Annotated in this window: 19 protein-coding genes; all 19 read left to right on the top strand. The window is 44.4% G+C overall.

Annotation, left to right across the window (positions count from 1 at the left end; genetic code table 11):
• Window positions 1–3 precede the first annotated feature (3 nt).
• Window positions 4–654 (top strand): nucleoside monophosphate kinase, encoded by a 651-nt coding sequence (locus WC227_03180; protein MFA6963694.1) that lies wholly within the window; start codon window positions 4–6, stop codon window positions 652–654.
• Window positions 647–1,411 carry a type I methionyl aminopeptidase gene (map, locus tag WC227_03175; GenBank protein MFA6963693.1) on the top strand — a complete coding sequence of 255 codons (765 nt, stop codon included), beginning with the start codon at window positions 647–649 and terminating at the stop codon, window positions 1,409–1,411. The genes WC227_03180 and map overlap by 8 nt, the downstream gene beginning before the upstream one ends.
• A gap of 73 nt (window positions 1,412–1,484) precedes the next feature.
• On the top strand, window positions 1,485–1,730 hold the full coding sequence (infA, locus tag WC227_03170) for a translation initiation factor IF-1 (protein ID MFA6963692.1): 246 nt from the start codon (window positions 1,485–1,487) through the stop codon (window positions 1,728–1,730).
• A gap of 45 nt (window positions 1,731–1,775) precedes the next feature.
• Window positions 1,776–1,922, top strand: coding sequence for a 50S ribosomal protein L36 (gene rpmJ / locus WC227_03165; protein MFA6963691.1), 147 nt, complete (start codon window positions 1,776–1,778; stop codon window positions 1,920–1,922).
• 73 nt (window positions 1,923–1,995) lie between these two features.
• On the top strand, window positions 1,996–2,379 hold the full coding sequence (gene rpsM / locus WC227_03160) for a 30S ribosomal protein S13 (GenBank protein ID MFA6963690.1): 384 nt from the start codon (window positions 1,996–1,998) through the stop codon (window positions 2,377–2,379).
• 18 nt (window positions 2,380–2,397) lie between these two features.
• Window positions 2,398–2,808 carry a 30S ribosomal protein S11 gene (gene rpsK / locus WC227_03155; GenBank protein MFA6963689.1) on the top strand — a complete coding sequence of 137 codons (411 nt, stop codon included), beginning with the start codon at window positions 2,398–2,400 and terminating at the stop codon, window positions 2,806–2,808.
• A 27-nt stretch (window positions 2,809–2,835) separates the two neighbouring features.
• Window positions 2,836–3,429, top strand: a complete 594-nt coding sequence (gene rpsD, locus WC227_03150) for a 30S ribosomal protein S4 (protein MFA6963688.1) — start codon at window positions 2,836–2,838, stop codon at window positions 3,427–3,429.
• 19 nt (window positions 3,430–3,448) lie between these two features.
• The gene (locus WC227_03145; GenBank protein MFA6963687.1) at window positions 3,449–4,381 is read left to right on the top strand and encodes a DNA-directed RNA polymerase subunit alpha; all 933 of its coding nucleotides are present in this window, start codon (window positions 3,449–3,451) and stop codon (window positions 4,379–4,381) included.
• Window positions 4,382–4,401: 20 nt separating this feature from the next.
• Window positions 4,402–4,848 (top strand): 50S ribosomal protein L17, encoded by a 447-nt coding sequence (gene rplQ / locus WC227_03140; GenBank protein MFA6963686.1) that lies wholly within the window; start codon window positions 4,402–4,404, stop codon window positions 4,846–4,848.
• Window positions 4,848–5,255, top strand: a complete 408-nt coding sequence (gene rplM / locus WC227_03135; GenBank protein MFA6963685.1) for a 50S ribosomal protein L13 — start codon at window positions 4,848–4,850, stop codon at window positions 5,253–5,255. The genes rplQ and rplM overlap by 1 nt, the downstream gene beginning before the upstream one ends.
• A 14-nt stretch (window positions 5,256–5,269) precedes the next feature.
• Window positions 5,270–5,659 carry a 30S ribosomal protein S9 gene (gene rpsI, locus WC227_03130; GenBank protein MFA6963684.1) on the top strand — a complete coding sequence of 130 codons (390 nt, stop codon included), beginning with the start codon at window positions 5,270–5,272 and terminating at the stop codon, window positions 5,657–5,659.
• 130 nt (window positions 5,660–5,789) lie between these two features.
• A complete protein-coding gene (locus WC227_03125) occupies window positions 5,790–6,272 on the top strand; it encodes a hypothetical protein (protein MFA6963683.1) in 483 nt (160 codons plus the stop codon).
• Window positions 6,273–6,480: 208 nt separating this feature from the next.
• Window positions 6,481–6,798: a 30S ribosome-binding factor RbfA gene (gene rbfA / locus WC227_03120; protein ID MFA6963682.1), complete on the top strand. Its 318-nt coding sequence runs from the start codon at window positions 6,481–6,483 to the stop codon at window positions 6,796–6,798.
• A gap of 2 nt (window positions 6,799–6,800) precedes the next feature.
• The gene (locus WC227_03115) at window positions 6,801–7,181 is read left to right on the top strand and encodes a hypothetical protein (GenBank protein MFA6963681.1); all 381 of its coding nucleotides are present in this window, start codon (window positions 6,801–6,803) and stop codon (window positions 7,179–7,181) included.
• A gap of 15 nt (window positions 7,182–7,196) precedes the next feature.
• Window positions 7,197–7,880: a phenylalanine--tRNA ligase subunit alpha gene (gene pheS / locus WC227_03110; GenBank protein MFA6963680.1), complete on the top strand. Its 684-nt coding sequence runs from the start codon at window positions 7,197–7,199 to the stop codon at window positions 7,878–7,880.
• Between the two features lie 16 nt (window positions 7,881–7,896).
• The gene (gene pheT, locus WC227_03105) at window positions 7,897–10,167 is read left to right on the top strand and encodes a phenylalanine--tRNA ligase subunit beta (protein ID MFA6963679.1); all 2,271 of its coding nucleotides are present in this window, start codon (window positions 7,897–7,899) and stop codon (window positions 10,165–10,167) included.
• Window positions 10,168–10,175: 8 nt separating this feature from the next.
• Window positions 10,176–11,609 (top strand): aspartate--tRNA ligase, encoded by a 1,434-nt coding sequence (aspS, locus tag WC227_03100; GenBank protein MFA6963678.1) that lies wholly within the window; start codon window positions 10,176–10,178, stop codon window positions 11,607–11,609.
• Window positions 11,610–11,712: 103 nt separating this feature from the next.
• The gene (locus WC227_03095; protein ID MFA6963677.1) at window positions 11,713–14,271 is read left to right on the top strand and encodes a hypothetical protein; all 2,559 of its coding nucleotides are present in this window, start codon (window positions 11,713–11,715) and stop codon (window positions 14,269–14,271) included.
• Between the two features lie 56 nt (window positions 14,272–14,327).
• A complete protein-coding gene (locus tag WC227_03090; GenBank protein ID MFA6963676.1) occupies window positions 14,328–15,053 on the top strand; it encodes a pseudouridine synthase in 726 nt (241 codons plus the stop codon).
• The last annotated feature ends 30 nt before the right edge of the window (window positions 15,054–15,083 follow it).

Raw genomic sequence — 15,083 nt, 5'->3', positions numbered from 1 at the left:
AACATGGCGAAGAAGACAATATATTCATTTCTAGGATTACCAGGATCGGGCAAAGGCACACAGGCCGAGCTCTTTTTGAAAGAAATTGGGGCGGATTTATTTATCAGTGTTGGCACGCTGATCAGAGAATACATGGCCCGAAATGAAGATTCCGACTATGCCAGAGCGGTCAAGGAGAGATATGACAGTGGCGAGCCACAGCCTGACGACGTAGCTATCAAGCTTTTGAGCGATTATTTGCACGAGGCAACTGGCACCATCATCCTAGACAATTTTCCTTTTGGTCGAGGCCAAGCCGAATTCTTGCTGAATTTTATCAAAGAAAATCCTGAATGGGCTGGACCAGTTGTCATCTATATTAAGATCAAGCCAGAAACTTCACTCGCTCGCATCGCCGGGAGACTGACCTGCACGCAGTGCGGCGGGACTTATGACAGCTCTGTACGGGGTAACTGCCCAAAATGTGGCACAATACTCGAGACCAGAGCTGATGATGAATCTGAAATCGTCAAGAATAGACTATCTTTCTATATTCCAAAAATGGAAGAAGTCATCGATTATCTACGCCAAGAAAATGTAAAATTATTTGAGATTGACGGCGAGCGTAGCGTAGAAGCTATCGCGCTTGAACTTGCCATGATTGCGCATGAATAATATTCTCAACAAGGAAGAAATCGCAGATCTCAAGGTTAACGGTCACAAATTGGCCTTGCTTGTTGATCAGCTCAAGGCCGAGATCAAGCCTGGCGTCACGGCCGACAAAATCGAGACTCTTGCTTTGAAACTTTTTGACCAGGCCGGGTTGACCCCAGCGTTTCTCAACTATTATGTATATGGGGCCGGGAATTTTCCAGCAAGCACGTGTATTTCCGTGAACGAAGAAGTAGTCCATGGTATTCCACTAAAGACCAAGGTTTTCAAGGAAGGCGATCTCGTCTCCATCGATCTTGGTGCTGGATACAACGGTGTCTATACCGACATGGCCGTCACTGTGCCGGTTGGCGAAATAAGCGATGCTGATGCCAAGCTTCTCAAATTTACCGAAGATTCACTCTATCGCGGGATCGAGGCGGCGAAGTCAGGGAATACGATCGGGCATATCGGTGAAGCAGTCGAAAAAGTCGCCAATCTGAATAATTTGGGCATCGTCAGGGATTACGTTGGTCACGGAATTGGCCGAAAACCCCACTTACCACCTCAGATTCCGAATTACGGCGAGGCAGGAGAAGGAATTACTATCGCTGAAGGAATGGCCTTGGCGATCGAGCCTATGCTGACGCTTGGGAGGGGCGAGACGGATGTTCGGCCCGATGGCTGGACCGTAGTCACTTCAGATCACAGCAAAGCGGCCCATTTCGAGCACACAATTATTATAGAAAATGGTTTACCAGTAATTATAACGAAGGTATAGATTTGATTATTCCGCCCAAGTCGACCAGTTGTTGACTTTAGGCTTGGTTTATGTTAAATTTAGCATATTAAATATGTCAAAAGATGATATTATTGAGGTTGCCGGAAAAGTAGTCGAGGTCCTAGCGGATTCACGTTACAAGGTCTTACTCGACACTGGTCATCCGGTGCTAGGTTATTTGTCTGGGCGAATGAAACAGAATCATATTCAGGTCACTACTGGCGACTCAGTCACCATGGAGTTGACCCCATATGACCTGTCGCGCGGTCGGATCACTAGAAGGTTGAACCTTTCACAAGGTCAGCCTCCTCGCAGATAAAGCACAAGGGAAATTTTTTATTTTCAAACGTAATCCCATATATTTATGAAAGTACAGGCATCCGTAAAGAAAATTTGTGATAAGTGTAAAGTCGTTATCCGAAGCAAGAAGGGAAAATGTTCCCGAATCAGCTCGAAGAAGCGGGTTTTTATCTTATGTGAGAATCCAAAGCACAAACAGAGACAAGGCTAACGCGTAGCGCAAGTCTAAAGTCAAAAGTCCATAAAGCTCATAAAGTTAAGTCAAAGTAATAAGGAATCAAATAATGGCTCGAGTCGGTGGTATCAACCTTCCAAATGAAAAAAGAATCGAAATCGCCCTTACATATCTGTACGGTATCGGGTTGCCTTTGAGTCAGAAAATTCTGAAAGAGCTCAAAATTAGCCCTGATATTAGAGTTAAAGACGTTACTGAGCAAGATTTGGAAAATATTCGCCAATTCATTGGCAAAAGCTACAAAGTCGAAGGTGATCTTCGCTCTGAAGTGGCCCAAAACATCAAACGATTGAAAGAAATTTCAAGCTACAGAGGGACTCGTCACGCCAAAGGCTTGCCAGTTCGCGGTCAACAGACCAAGACCAACGCTCGTACCAAACGTGGCAAGAAAGTCACTATGGGCTCTGGCCGAAGAGCAGTAGAGAAGAAATAATAACGAACAAATATTGATATGCCAAAAGAAGCAAAAAAAGCAGATAAGAAAGTAGTCAAGAAGGTAGCGAAGAAAAAGGCACCGGTTTATTCTGGTAGCATTTATATCCAATCCACCTTCAACAACACCATCGTTACAGTTACAGACGAAAATGGTGGAGTAATCGCTTGGTCAACCGCCGGAGCCTTGGGTTTCCGTGGAGCCAAGAAATCAACTCCTTATGCCGCTCAGCTTGCTATCGCGAACGCTCTTGAAAAAGCAAAGCTTCGGGGCTTCCACAAAGCGAATGTATTCGTTTCTGGAGTTGGCCCTGGTCGTGATGCTGCCGTTAGAGCCTTGGCGAATGCCAACATTGAAGCTTCTGTAATCAAGGATACTACTCCTCTCGCGCACAATGGTTGCCGAGCGAAGAAGCCACGTAGAGTTTAATAGTAAATAAGTTTTTGGAAGATATTTATGGAGACAGCCTGCAAAAAATGCCGTCGTGAGGGAGTTAAGCTCATCTTAAAAGGTGAGAGATGTTTGTCGAACAAATGTGCAATCGTCAAGCGTCCTTATGCTCCTGGCTCTTCTGGGCAGGGTTTCAAAGGCAAAATGAGTGAATATGGCAAACAACTTCGTGAGAAGCAGAAAGCCAAACGCATTTATAATATCAACGAAACTCAATTCAAAAACTACGTTGTAAAAGCCGAGAAAATGATTGGTAACAAGACTGAGAATTTGATGCAGTTGCTCGAAACTCGAGTTGACAATATCATTCTTCGCGCCGGATTTGCTCCTTCACATTCGAAGGCAAGACAGTGCATTTCTCATGGTCTTTTCACTCTCAACGGTCACCCTATCTATACTCCTTCTATTCAGGTTCAGATCGGTGACATTATCGCTCCAAAGAAAAAGGAAGCATATTCTGAAATTTCCCTCAGCACCTCACTTTCATGGCTAGAAACTGATACCAAGAAAATGACAGTTGTCATCCGACATCTACCTGCCCGTGAAGAAATTGACACACCTATCAATGAAAGTCTAATTATTGAGTACTACTCTAGATAATTTTAAGGGAGATACAAAAATGGAAAAAATCAGCTTGCCAAAAATAACAGAAGAAAAATTGGGTGACAATCACTCCAAGTTTTCTATCGAACCTCTTTATCCAGGTTACGGTGCAACAATCGGTAATTCAATTCGCCGAGTATTGCTTTCGTCTATCACTGGCGCAGCCGCTACTTCATTCAAGATTGAAGGCGCTTCTCATGAATTTACCGCAGTACCACACGCCAAAGAAGACGTTATCGAAATCATGATGAACCTAAAGGGCGTTTCATTCCGTTCTTTCAGCGACGAACCAGTCGTCTTGGAACTCTCAAAGAAGGGTCCTGCTACTGTTACTGCCAAGGATTTCAAGGCCAACAGCAACATCGAAATCATCAATCCTGATGCTCACATCGTGACACTCGACAAGGGTGCCAATTTCGAGATGGAAGTAACCATCGAAAAAGATCGTGGCTTTCGCGCAGTTCACATTGGTACCGGCGAAAAAGGTGAAATCGGCCAGATTGGCATCGATGCTCTTTTCTCACCAGTCCTACGTGTTGCCATGAATATCGAAGACACTCGTGTCGGTATGATGACCAACTATGACAAACTTATCCTTGAAGTCATCACCAACGGTACAGTTGCTCCTTTCCAGGCTCTCAAAGAGGCTTCCACAGTACTTATCGACCACTTCAGCGCTATCCTCATCGAGGGTGATGCACCAGAAGAAATCGTTGAGTCTGCCCTTGAAATTCCTGTTGACGGAGAAGAAGCTGTTGTAATTGACGGCGAAATTGATAACAAGACAAAAGTTGAAGACTTAAACCTTTCTTCACGCACACTTAACGCTTTGCTTAACTCCGGTATCAAGACAGTTGGCGGTTTGAAAAAACTCTCCCAGCTCAAGCTTGAAGAGGTCAAGGGTCTTGGCAAAAAGGGTGTTGAAGAGATCCTAATGATCCTCGGCTAATATAAATCAGAGAAACAGATATGAGAAAGTTTGGAAGAAAAACCGATCACCGAAATCACTTAATCCGAAACCTGGCTACTTCTTTGGTATTGTATGAAACAATCGATACCACCGAAGCCAAAGCCAAAGAGGTTAAGTCATATATCGACAAGGTATTGGCTCGCAACAAAGGCACTGATTTCAATGTAATCAGAAATCTAAATACTATTTTCTTCGACAAAAACGCAGTTAAGAAAGTTATCGAAGAGTTAGTTCCTAGATTTGCTGATCGCAAAAGTGGTTTCTGCAAAAGCTATCACCTGAAAAACAGAGTTGGCGACAATTCTAGCATGATGCGCGTAGAGCTTATCGGCAAGAAAACAGTTGTCAAAGAGGACAAAAAGGTTGAAACCAAAGCTGAAAAAGCTGAGAAAACAGAAGAAGCTGTCAAAGTAGAGAAAAAAGTTAAAGAAAAAGTGAAGAAATAATGGAAAATACGACTGAAAATAGAGACTGGTACTTTTTCGACGCCGCTGGCCAAACGCTAGGTCGCTTGAGCACCCAGATCGCAGATTTGCTCAGAGGCAAGAACAAAGTTGACTTTCGTCCAAACAAGGACGGTGGCGACTTCGTTGTTGTCGTGAATGCTGACAAATTCGTGCTTACCGGCAAGAAAATGGACCAAAAACGTTATTACAAACACACTGGCTACCTTGGAAACTTGAAGACTGACACAGTTTCAGACTTGATGACCAAGCACCCAGGCGAAGTGATCAAAAAAGCAGTTCAGGGAATGCTTCCACACAACAAACTTCAGGACAAATTCATGGCTCGTCTGAAAATTTACGCAGGCGCCGAGCACCCACACAACAACGCGAAATTTAAGAATAGCTAAATAATCAAAATATTATGGTTGAGAAGAAAGAAACTACAACAAAACAATACTGGACTGGTATCGGCCGACGCAAAACCGCTGTCGCTTTTGTCAAAATCACTGGTGAAAAAGAGATTTTGATCAATGCCAAAGCGGCCAAGATGACTGCTGAGATTGATTCACCATTTGAACTAGTCGGCGAAAAAGGCAAATTTGGCCTTAGCGTCAAGGTCTCAGGTGGCGGCAAAGTCAGCCAAATCGATGCAATCAGACTTGGTATCGCTCGTGCTCTTGAGAAATTCAACCCAGAATTCCGCACAACCCTGAAAAAAGCTGGTCTTCTCACCCGCGACCCAAGAGAGAAAGAGCGCAAGAAACCAGGTCTCAAACGTGCTCGCAGAGCACCACAGTGGGCCAAACGCTAAAATTCAAATACATTCGAACTATACGAAAAACGCTTCAATCATCACGAAGCGTTTTTTGTGCTCAATTTGTATTGACCAAAATAAAGATTTGTGATATAGTATCGGCAACGCTGATAAGGAGGACACAAAAATGTCCAAGAAACTAAAACCCGGACAATTCCGGGTCATCATTGACGGCCGCATGCCCGAAGCCGATCCAGCAATGGATCTTCTTCGGACGGTCGTCTTAGCTCTCGGTGCTCAGCTTGAAGACGCAAACATGTTCGCGCGCTCAATGGCTCGCGAAGCAAATCGCTCAAAAGGCGAGGGCGTCTGTCACTGCGGTTCTGCGCCGAAAGTATCGCCGCCGAAGGGCCCAGCCGCAGCGCCGAAAGGCGCAGCAGACAACTATCCACCACATAATTGTGGAGGAGAAGATCAGCCCTCAATAGGGGAAGCAGTTAGGGTGTGCAAGCGATGCAAAACCAAACTGCGTCCGAATGAGCGCGGATGCTGGCACTGCGGCGCAATATTCGAGCGCCGTAAAGGCGACAAACCTTCTGACCCCGCCGGGAATGGGAAGCCGAAAGCTAAAGCAAATCCCGATGGAGGGAAGAAAAGAATGGTGCCATAGGCAAGTGGGGAGGGAAATTTCCAACTCGGGTGCGGATTCAATCGCTTATCAAAATATTGAGCATTGAGCCAATCCCGAGTCCCCCAAAACTAAATTAATGAAAAGTATACCCAGCATGACCCAGGGTATTTTTTTTTATTCCTATATTCTTTCAGATATTATCTCTCTGCCATGGCAAAGAGAGCTGTAATATGATATAAAATTAGTAATGGTTACACAAAGAATGTACAAATTTGACGAATTGATTCTGCGAGAGCTCTCGATCGCGTTGGCCGAGTTTTTTCCTGAGGAAATCGTATCTATTACCCAGGTCCACACCTCCAAGGATCTCTCTTTTGCCAAAGTCTGGATTAGCTCAGTCAAGGACCCAGAAGGCGTAGTCAAAAAGTTCCAGGCGGGTGCCAAGGATTTGCGAAAAGTCTTGGCTACACGTGTCAAAGCACGAAAAGTGCCTTCTCTTTATTTTGTTTCTGATTTGACTGAGGAGAAAGCGGCTAGAATCGATCAGTTACTTCGGGAGATATAGAGATGAATATGGTAAGAAATCTTTTCTTCCTTGTCAGCGCCACGATATTCGCCCTGGTCTCGACATTACTGGCAGTTTACAATTATAATCCATATATCGCCGAAAGATCCGTTTTCATCAACTTTTATACCTCTTTGACGGTAGGGTTGGGCGGATTGATAGCGATTTTGATTATTGCAGTCAAAACCAGAATCAGCAAAAGCCAGTCCAACAACATCTTCTTCTGGCCGTCGGTCAGGCAGGGGTTAATATTTTCAACCGCTATTTCGACTCTTCTGTTACTTCGCGGCATGAAAATCCTGGATTATCTAGTCGGCGGATCTGTAATTATAGTAGTCGTACTGCTAGAGCTCTTCTTCGAAACGAAGAAGCGCGATTCATAAATATTGGGAGTCAACATGGACGTCAAAGGAAGTCTACATCCTATCACTCAGCTTTTGAGAGAAGCAATCTCCAATTTTCGAGATCTTGGTTTTGATGTGTACCAGGGACCGGAAGTTGAGACCGAATGGTACAACTTTGACGCACTCAACATGGCCTCTGATCACCCCGCACGTGACATGCAGGACACTTTCTGGCTTACAAACGGTAAACTACTCCGCACTCACACTTCGAACGGCCAAGTTAGGTACGCAGAAACACGCAAACCGCCGATCAAGGCTGTTTTCCCTGGCCAGGTTTATCGCAATGAAGCGACCGACTTCAAGCATGAAACCAGCATTTATCAACTCGAAGGCTTGTGTATCGACAAAAATATCAACGTTGGCCATCTATTTGGCACACTTGAGCAGTTTTTCAAGAAAATGTATGGAGAAGAGACTGAAATCAGATTTCGACCCAGCTTCTTCCCTTTTGTCGAGCCAGGGTTTGAAGTTGAAGCCAAATACAAGGGCAAATGGATTGAGCTACTCGGCGCCGGAATGGTCCACCCCAAAGTGTTGAAAAACATGAAAATCGACCCCAAAGTGTACTCTGGATTCGCATTTGGTATGGGCATAGACCGGCTCGTAATGCTCAAATACGGTATCGAAGATATCCGAAATCTGCGTTCAGGAGATCTTAGATTTCTAAAGCAATTCTAATTAATATCGAAAAAATATGAAGATACAGAAAAGCTGGCTTGAAAAATACGTCAAAGAGATAGGGGAGATGAGCGCCGATGCGGTCGCTGAGCTTTTTCGTCGCGGCGGAATTGAGGTAGAATCCATAGAGTCCGGCCTGGACGACAATGTTGTGGTCGCCGAGATTTTGAACGTTGAAAAGCATCCCAACGCCGACAGATTAAGCCTAGCTGACGTACAAGACAATACCCAGACCTACAAAATAGTTTGTGGCGCGCCAAATATTGCCAAAGGTATGAAAGTACCATTGGCCAAGATTGGCGCTCTGTTGCCTGGCGATTTCATGATCAAGAAAAGTACTATTCGCGGAGTTGAATCCGAAGGTATGCTCTGCGCCGCAGATGAGCTCGGTCTCGGAGACGATCATAGCGGTATTATCGTACTGCCCAAAGAATATGAGTTAGGCGAACCACTGAACAAATATCTTGGCAACGAGACCATCTTTGATATTTCAATCACTCCAAATAGGGGAGACCTTCTCTCGCATATTGGATCAGCTCGTGAACTGGCGGCGATGATTGGCAAGCAGATCAAGAAAGAGCCTGTCTCGGTCGCCAAAACTGGAAGCGATATACAATCAATTCTCGCGCTAGAAGTGCAGGATGGATCAAAATGCCCACAGTATTTCGCTAGAGTGGTACAGAATGTCAAGGTTGGACCATCGCCAGAGTGGCTGAAGCGCAAGCTTGAGCTATCTGGGGTCCGTTCGATCAACAATGTCGTCGACGTCACGAATTTCGTTCTTTTGGATACCGGTCACCCGATCCACGCTTTTGATCTATCCAAAATCGGGGGCAAGAAAATCGTTGTGAGAGGTGCCAAATCCAATGAAAAGATTGTTTCCCTCGACGGAGTCGAGAGAGTATTGGACTCCAATGACTTAGTTATCGCAGATGCCAAACACCCAATTGCTATTGCTGGAATCATGGGCGGGAAAGATAGCGAAGTCGATGACGATACGGTGAACGTAGTTATCGAGGCCGCAGTATTTGATCCCAGGACTGCCCGACTCAGCTCCAAGACCTTGAAGCTTCAGTCTGAGGCAAGCTATCGATTCGAGCGGGGCATTGATGAGGGCGACACCGAATACATCATCAATCAAGCGGCCAATATGATAGCCGAAGTTGCTGGTGGCAATATTGCCAACGGGATTTTGAAAAGTGGCCAGACGCCAGCCAAGAAAATCATTAAGCTAAATTATGAAAAGATAAATCAAATCCTCGGTATGAAATTATCAGATGAGATCATTCGTCATCATCTGAAGGCTCTGGATATCGAGCTGAGCACAGATGAGGCCATCGTACCTCTTTGGCGACACGACTTATCGATCATCGAAGACGTGGCGGATGAAGTTGGACGAGTCGAGGGTTATGACAAAATCGTTCCAGTTTATTTCGACAAAGCAAATTGTCCCAAATTTTCCCAATATTTCCGCGAAGAATCAGTCAAGGAAGCCCTTATCAACAACGGTTTTTCCGAGACTATCAGCTATCCGTATCTGTCAGAGAAGGACGTCGAGCTTCTAAGATTGAAAAAAGACAAATTACTTGAGGTTGCCAATCCTTTGCAGGAAGAGCTCAAGTACCTCCGAATCTCTCTTCTGCCTGGTCTGATCAAGGCAGTGGCCAAGAACCCAGCGTTCGACCCTGTTCTCTTATTCGAAATTGCTCACGTATATACCAAGAGCAAGGAAACCACCAACTTAGCGATCATTGCCTCCGGTAAAAATGCGAAGCCTTCCATCGAGAAAGCCTTGAGCGCACTCAAAGAACTTTTGAGCAAGAAATTTGATGCAGAGATCACAGAGTTCAGTCGAGACGAACTTCAGAAATTCAAGGTCAAGAAGCCAACAGTTTTTGTTGCCGAAATCGATCTGTCTCTAGTCCTTGAGAAATCAAAGATAGATGAGAAGAAATTAGATTTACCAAAATCTTATTCCAAGTCAGTCTACCGACCGATATCAAAATACCCGATGATAACCCGTGACTTAGCCTTCCTGGTAGACAAGAAGCTTGATTCTAGTTTGATCACACAGTCAATTTATGCTGTCTCGGACATGATAAATAGAGTTGAGCTTTTTGACGAGTTTGCTTCAGACAAGCTGGGCGTCGGCAAGAAAAACGTTGCTTATCATCTCTACCTTCAGGATATGGACAAGACTTTGACCGACCAAGAGGCCGAACAGGTTGTAAAGAAAGTGGTCAAAATGGTCGAGAACGAATATCAGGCACAATTAAGAACTATATAAGGAATATTATGAAAAGAATACTAATATCAGAAACAGTCAAAAAGGTTGGCGAAGAGGTCAAGGTATCGGGCTGGGTTAATACCCGCCGAGATCATGGCAAGATCGTCTTCTTCGACATGCGTGACATGTCCGGCACATTGCAGGTCGTTTTCGTACCAGGATCCAAGGCGTATGACAAAGTATCAGATATCCGACCAGAATGGGTCGTCTCAATCACAGGTATGGTCAAGGCTAGACCTGAGAAGATGGTCAATCCTGGTATGGTCACTGGCACGGTAGAGATGGAGGCTGCCGACTTAGAAATCTTGAATCAAGCCAAGACACCACCATTTGAAGTGGACAAGAATACGCTCGGAATTGACGAAGAACTAAGACTCAAATATCGTTATCTAGACCTCAGAAGTGATCGAATGAACAAGAATATCACACTTCGTCACAACGTTATCCGCTCAATGCGTGAGTATTTTTGGGCTGAAGGTTTCCGCGAGGTTGAGACACCTTATTTGACCAAATCAACTCCAGAGGGAGCCAGAGAATTTGTTGTTCCAAGCCGTATCTATCCTGGAGAGTTTTATGTACTGCCACAGAGCCCTCAGCAGTTCAAGCAATTGTTGATGGTCGGCGGGATCGAAAGATATTTTCAGATCGCTCGTTGCTTCCGTGATGAAGATCAAAGAGGGGATCGACAGCCAGAATTTACCCAACTCGATGTTGAGATGTCATTTATCGATCAAGAAGATATCCTAAACACTATGGAGAAATTGGCCATAGACTTGGTGACCAAGATTACTCCAGAAAATAAAATTGTCTCTACCCCATTTCCACGCATGACATACAAAGAGGCGATGGAGAAATACGGTACTGACAAGCCAGACTTGAGAAAAGACAAAAACGACAAAGAAGAGATGGCTTTCCTTTGGATAACAGATGCGCCGCTATTTAAATACTCAAATACTGACAAGAAGTTAGTTTCCTCTCACCATCCCTTCACTATGCCTCAGAAGGAAGACCTGAGCCTCTTGGACAGCAAACCTGCTGAAGTCAGGGCCTACGCCTACGACTTGGTTTTGAATGGTTTCGAGGTAGCGGGTGGCTCGATTAGAATCCACGATAGAGAAATACAGGACAAGATATTTGATCTTCTCGGAGTATCTCCAGAGGAGAAGGGAAGACGTTTTGGCCACATGCTCGAAGCTTTCGAATTTGGTGCTCCTCCGCATGGTGGTATAGCATGGGGCATTGACCGGCTAGTCGCAGTATTGGCCCACGAAGACGCGATCCGTGAAGTAATGGCATTCCCCAAAACCGGTGACGCTAGAGACGTAATGATGGGCGCTCCGAGCCAGATAGCCGAGCAACAGCTGAAAGACGTTCATATCGGATTGGCCAAAGAGGCTGAGGGCAAGCAGCTAAAGGGCGCTGACACTGTGATAGGGGACTAACAAAGTAATAGTAAAAAACTCGTCGTAAAAGGCGAGTTTTTTATTTGAACTTAATCACAGAAAGACGTAGAATTAAAGTAATAAAATTATCTAGGAGCCCAGTATGAATGAGAAATATAGTTTAGATAGAGCCGCAGGTCTTATTAAAGCAAATGAGCTTGCCAAAGGCGACCCTGTCGAGAAAGCGAATCGAGCAATTATGCGACAAAAACTTTTAGATCTAAAAGGCGCGTTTGGTCGACTTATGGATTTGTCGAAGAAGAATCTACCAGAAGGTGCAGAAGAGCTTGCTTTAGCTACAAACGATAAACAATCCGAGATAGACAGAAACGAACATCAAGATACTGCTGAAGCGCAAAAGAATATAAAACAAATCCATGCTTTCATGGACGAAATAAGTGACACAAAACTAGCAGCAAAAGGCACTATCGCAGGTAAAGAAATACTCAGTGAAAGAGCGGTCGCATCGAACGGATTGGCTTCGATCCAAGAGTCACTCGGCAAGCTAAGTGTGCTGCGCGCCGACGTCTCCAGTAATATTGAGACACTAAGCGAATTATCAATGCAAGACCGTGAGGAGATTGAGACACTACAAACACAGATTGACCAGCTGCTGGAGCACCCAGGCTTAGTAGAATTATATGCCGAAGATGCCGAACGTGCTAAAGAGCAGGACAAGGTTGATGCTATTTTTAGCAAGCGAGCGTTGTCGAAACTTGAATCATTTATCAGCCAAACAAGTCATAATGGTCTAGACAAGGAGGTCTCTCCTGGTGTGATGAGAGAGGCGCTATACCTTATGATTAAGGGAGAGGCCCAGCGACTTGGTATCGAAGTCGATCAAATTGATAGCCAGACAATTAGTGGGATTATGCTTGGTTTGAACAGCACCAATAGCGGACGCACCAGCCAAATTGATGCCAAACCAAACTATACACCTTTTAGTACTGAGCTGAACGCAAAGAACAAAGAGCGTGGTGTGGTCGACGATAAAAAGTCAGAGCAAAATAGAGGGGTTCTAATAGGTGCTGCCCTGAGGCAAATGTTTACGACTGGTCATAATGAAATCGCCAATGACTTTAGAGATCTTGTGATTGCCCTAGATTATAATAACCCCGAGATGTCGCACGACCAAGGTCTAAATGTGAACCAGCGAACAGCTCTCACAGAATCATCGTCCGGGGTCATCCAATCTCAAATGGAATTTATTAATTTTGTCAAAGCAGCTAGAGAAAGCGGAGTGCTTGGGACGAAACGGCTCGATAGACCATATGAGGACTTTCAGGGATCCAAGGTGACTAAAGGCGAACCAATTGCTATGCCGGGTCAGATGCCAGAAGATCGAGCAAAGTCGGTAGAGGCATATATACGGCAGCGAGAAAAAATCGAGGAGATTGTCGTCGCTGAGCACGAGTCGAATGTCGGTAGTTTGAAAGCCAATATCGAAAAACAGTATTCTGAACAGATAGGTACTACAACAAGACATTTGGAAGATACTTGGAAGTCAAATAATGGCAAAGACGCCATATATCCAAAAGAACGAGTTCACGACATCATTGTAGAATATATTGCGAATACCTTCGCGGCCATGAAGATAAGGGGTGAAAACATCGGCGATAAGCGCAACGAAATCGGTAAGATTCTACAAGGCATAACAAGTAACGCAAGTTTTGATAATGCAATTAATACAGCGACTAGCGACCAAAGCCCATACAGCAGAAAGGAAAAAGCAGGCTTAGTGATGGGGATTGCATTACGTGACGCCATGACTATTAGAGACAGCAATGCTGCGCCTGATTATTCCCGCAATAGCCCGTTAGCTGAAATTGTCGACGCGGTCAGTGCGATGGAGGGGGGTACTAGAACTTACTCCACAAGGCTATCCCAGTCAGAACAGTCTTACAATACCGGGACTATAAAAAGAGTTTTTTCATCGCTTTTACCTACGATGAATCTAGTCACGTCGAGTGATGGGTTCTTCGATGGCGGGCTCAAGAATGCATTTAATGACCCTAAATCTCAGAAAATGTTGGAGATTGGTGGTTTCAAGCTTGATGATAGCGGAGCGATAATCCCAACAAAGGCGAGCGGCGAATATCCTGCGCCACATATTACCGCAGCTACAGTTGAGCAGATAAAATCCGACTATAGAGAAGCGCTAACTCGGACTGCGGGTGAAGTTGAGTCTGGTGCTGAAAAGAAGCTGCAGTCTCGTTTGGCGGAACTCCGTCAAACCCAGGAACTTTTTGATTCTATTCTAAAACAAGGCGATATTTTTGAAGATATTAAAAAATCGAATCAATCTATAGAAAAAAAACAAGATGACCTTACCAATTTGGATACAAGGTTGAATAACCAAGTAATCAATACTACGGCTGACGTTGCTGATATCAATCGTAGAAACTTCATACAAAAAATGCATCCTAAACACAACGAGGAAGCAGTGGCAGCCAAGTTGGCTTTGGATCTAGCACTTAATGCACAGCTCAATCCCGACATTATTCGCGCTAAAATTGAATCAGAGATTGATGAATTAAGCAAAAAACTCGAGGAGAGCCAGGCTGTTATCGCGAAATTACCACCAGAAATCACCTCAAGGGCAGAATTGGAAGCAGCGAGAACAAAAGTTTCTGACCAAATTACTCAACTTGGCAAAGAATAATCAATATTATATGATCAACAGTAGGAAAAGCATCGTATTTCTGTTATAGTATTGAAATGCAAATAAGAATCAATAAATATCTATCAGAATCTGGAGTATGCTCTAGGCGACAGGCCGACGAGCATATTTTGGCTGGCAAAATATCGATAAACGGTCAGGTTAGTCGGGAGCTCGGAGTGAAAATTGACTCAGACAAAGACGAAGTATTATTTGACGGCAAAAAGATTGAGAAATCAGACAGCCTTGTCTACTTCGCTTTTTACAAACCCAAAGGTGTCGTCACAACCTCAGATGATGAGCAGGGTCGAAAAACTGTGCTAGACTTCTTTCCCGCGTCTCCGCGAATTTATCCAGTCGGTCGCCTTGATCAATATTCCGAGGGATTGGTTATTCTGACCAACGATGGTGATCTGACCCAAAAGCTAACTCATCCAAGTTTCAAACACGAGAAGGAATATGTGGCAGAGGCTCGGACGGGTAAGCTAGATCCTCATGTCGGCTCGATACAAATCGTCAAAATGTTTACAAACGGATTATATATCGATACGAAGCGAATGTACGCTGATAAGGTGATCGTAATCAATGAAAATCCTGAATCAAAATTGATCACATTGAACATGGTTCTCCACACTGGATACAATCGACAGATCAGACGGATGTGTGATAAAATTGGCTTACAGGTTGTAAAATTAGTGAGGACTAGAGTGGCTAAACTATCTCTCGAGTCTCTTGGTCTCGAACCTGGGGAAAGCAAAGAAATTAATCTCGAGTCAATCTTATAATGATGAAGCTAGCAATAATCTTTTCAATTA

It is taken from the genome of Patescibacteria group bacterium (assembly GCA_041671645.1).
Taxonomy (GTDB): Bacteria; Patescibacteriota; UBA1384; order XYA2-FULL-43-10; family 1-14-0-10-43-13; genus JBAZBD01.
This window is presented reverse-complemented; position numbering and strand designations above follow the sequence as displayed.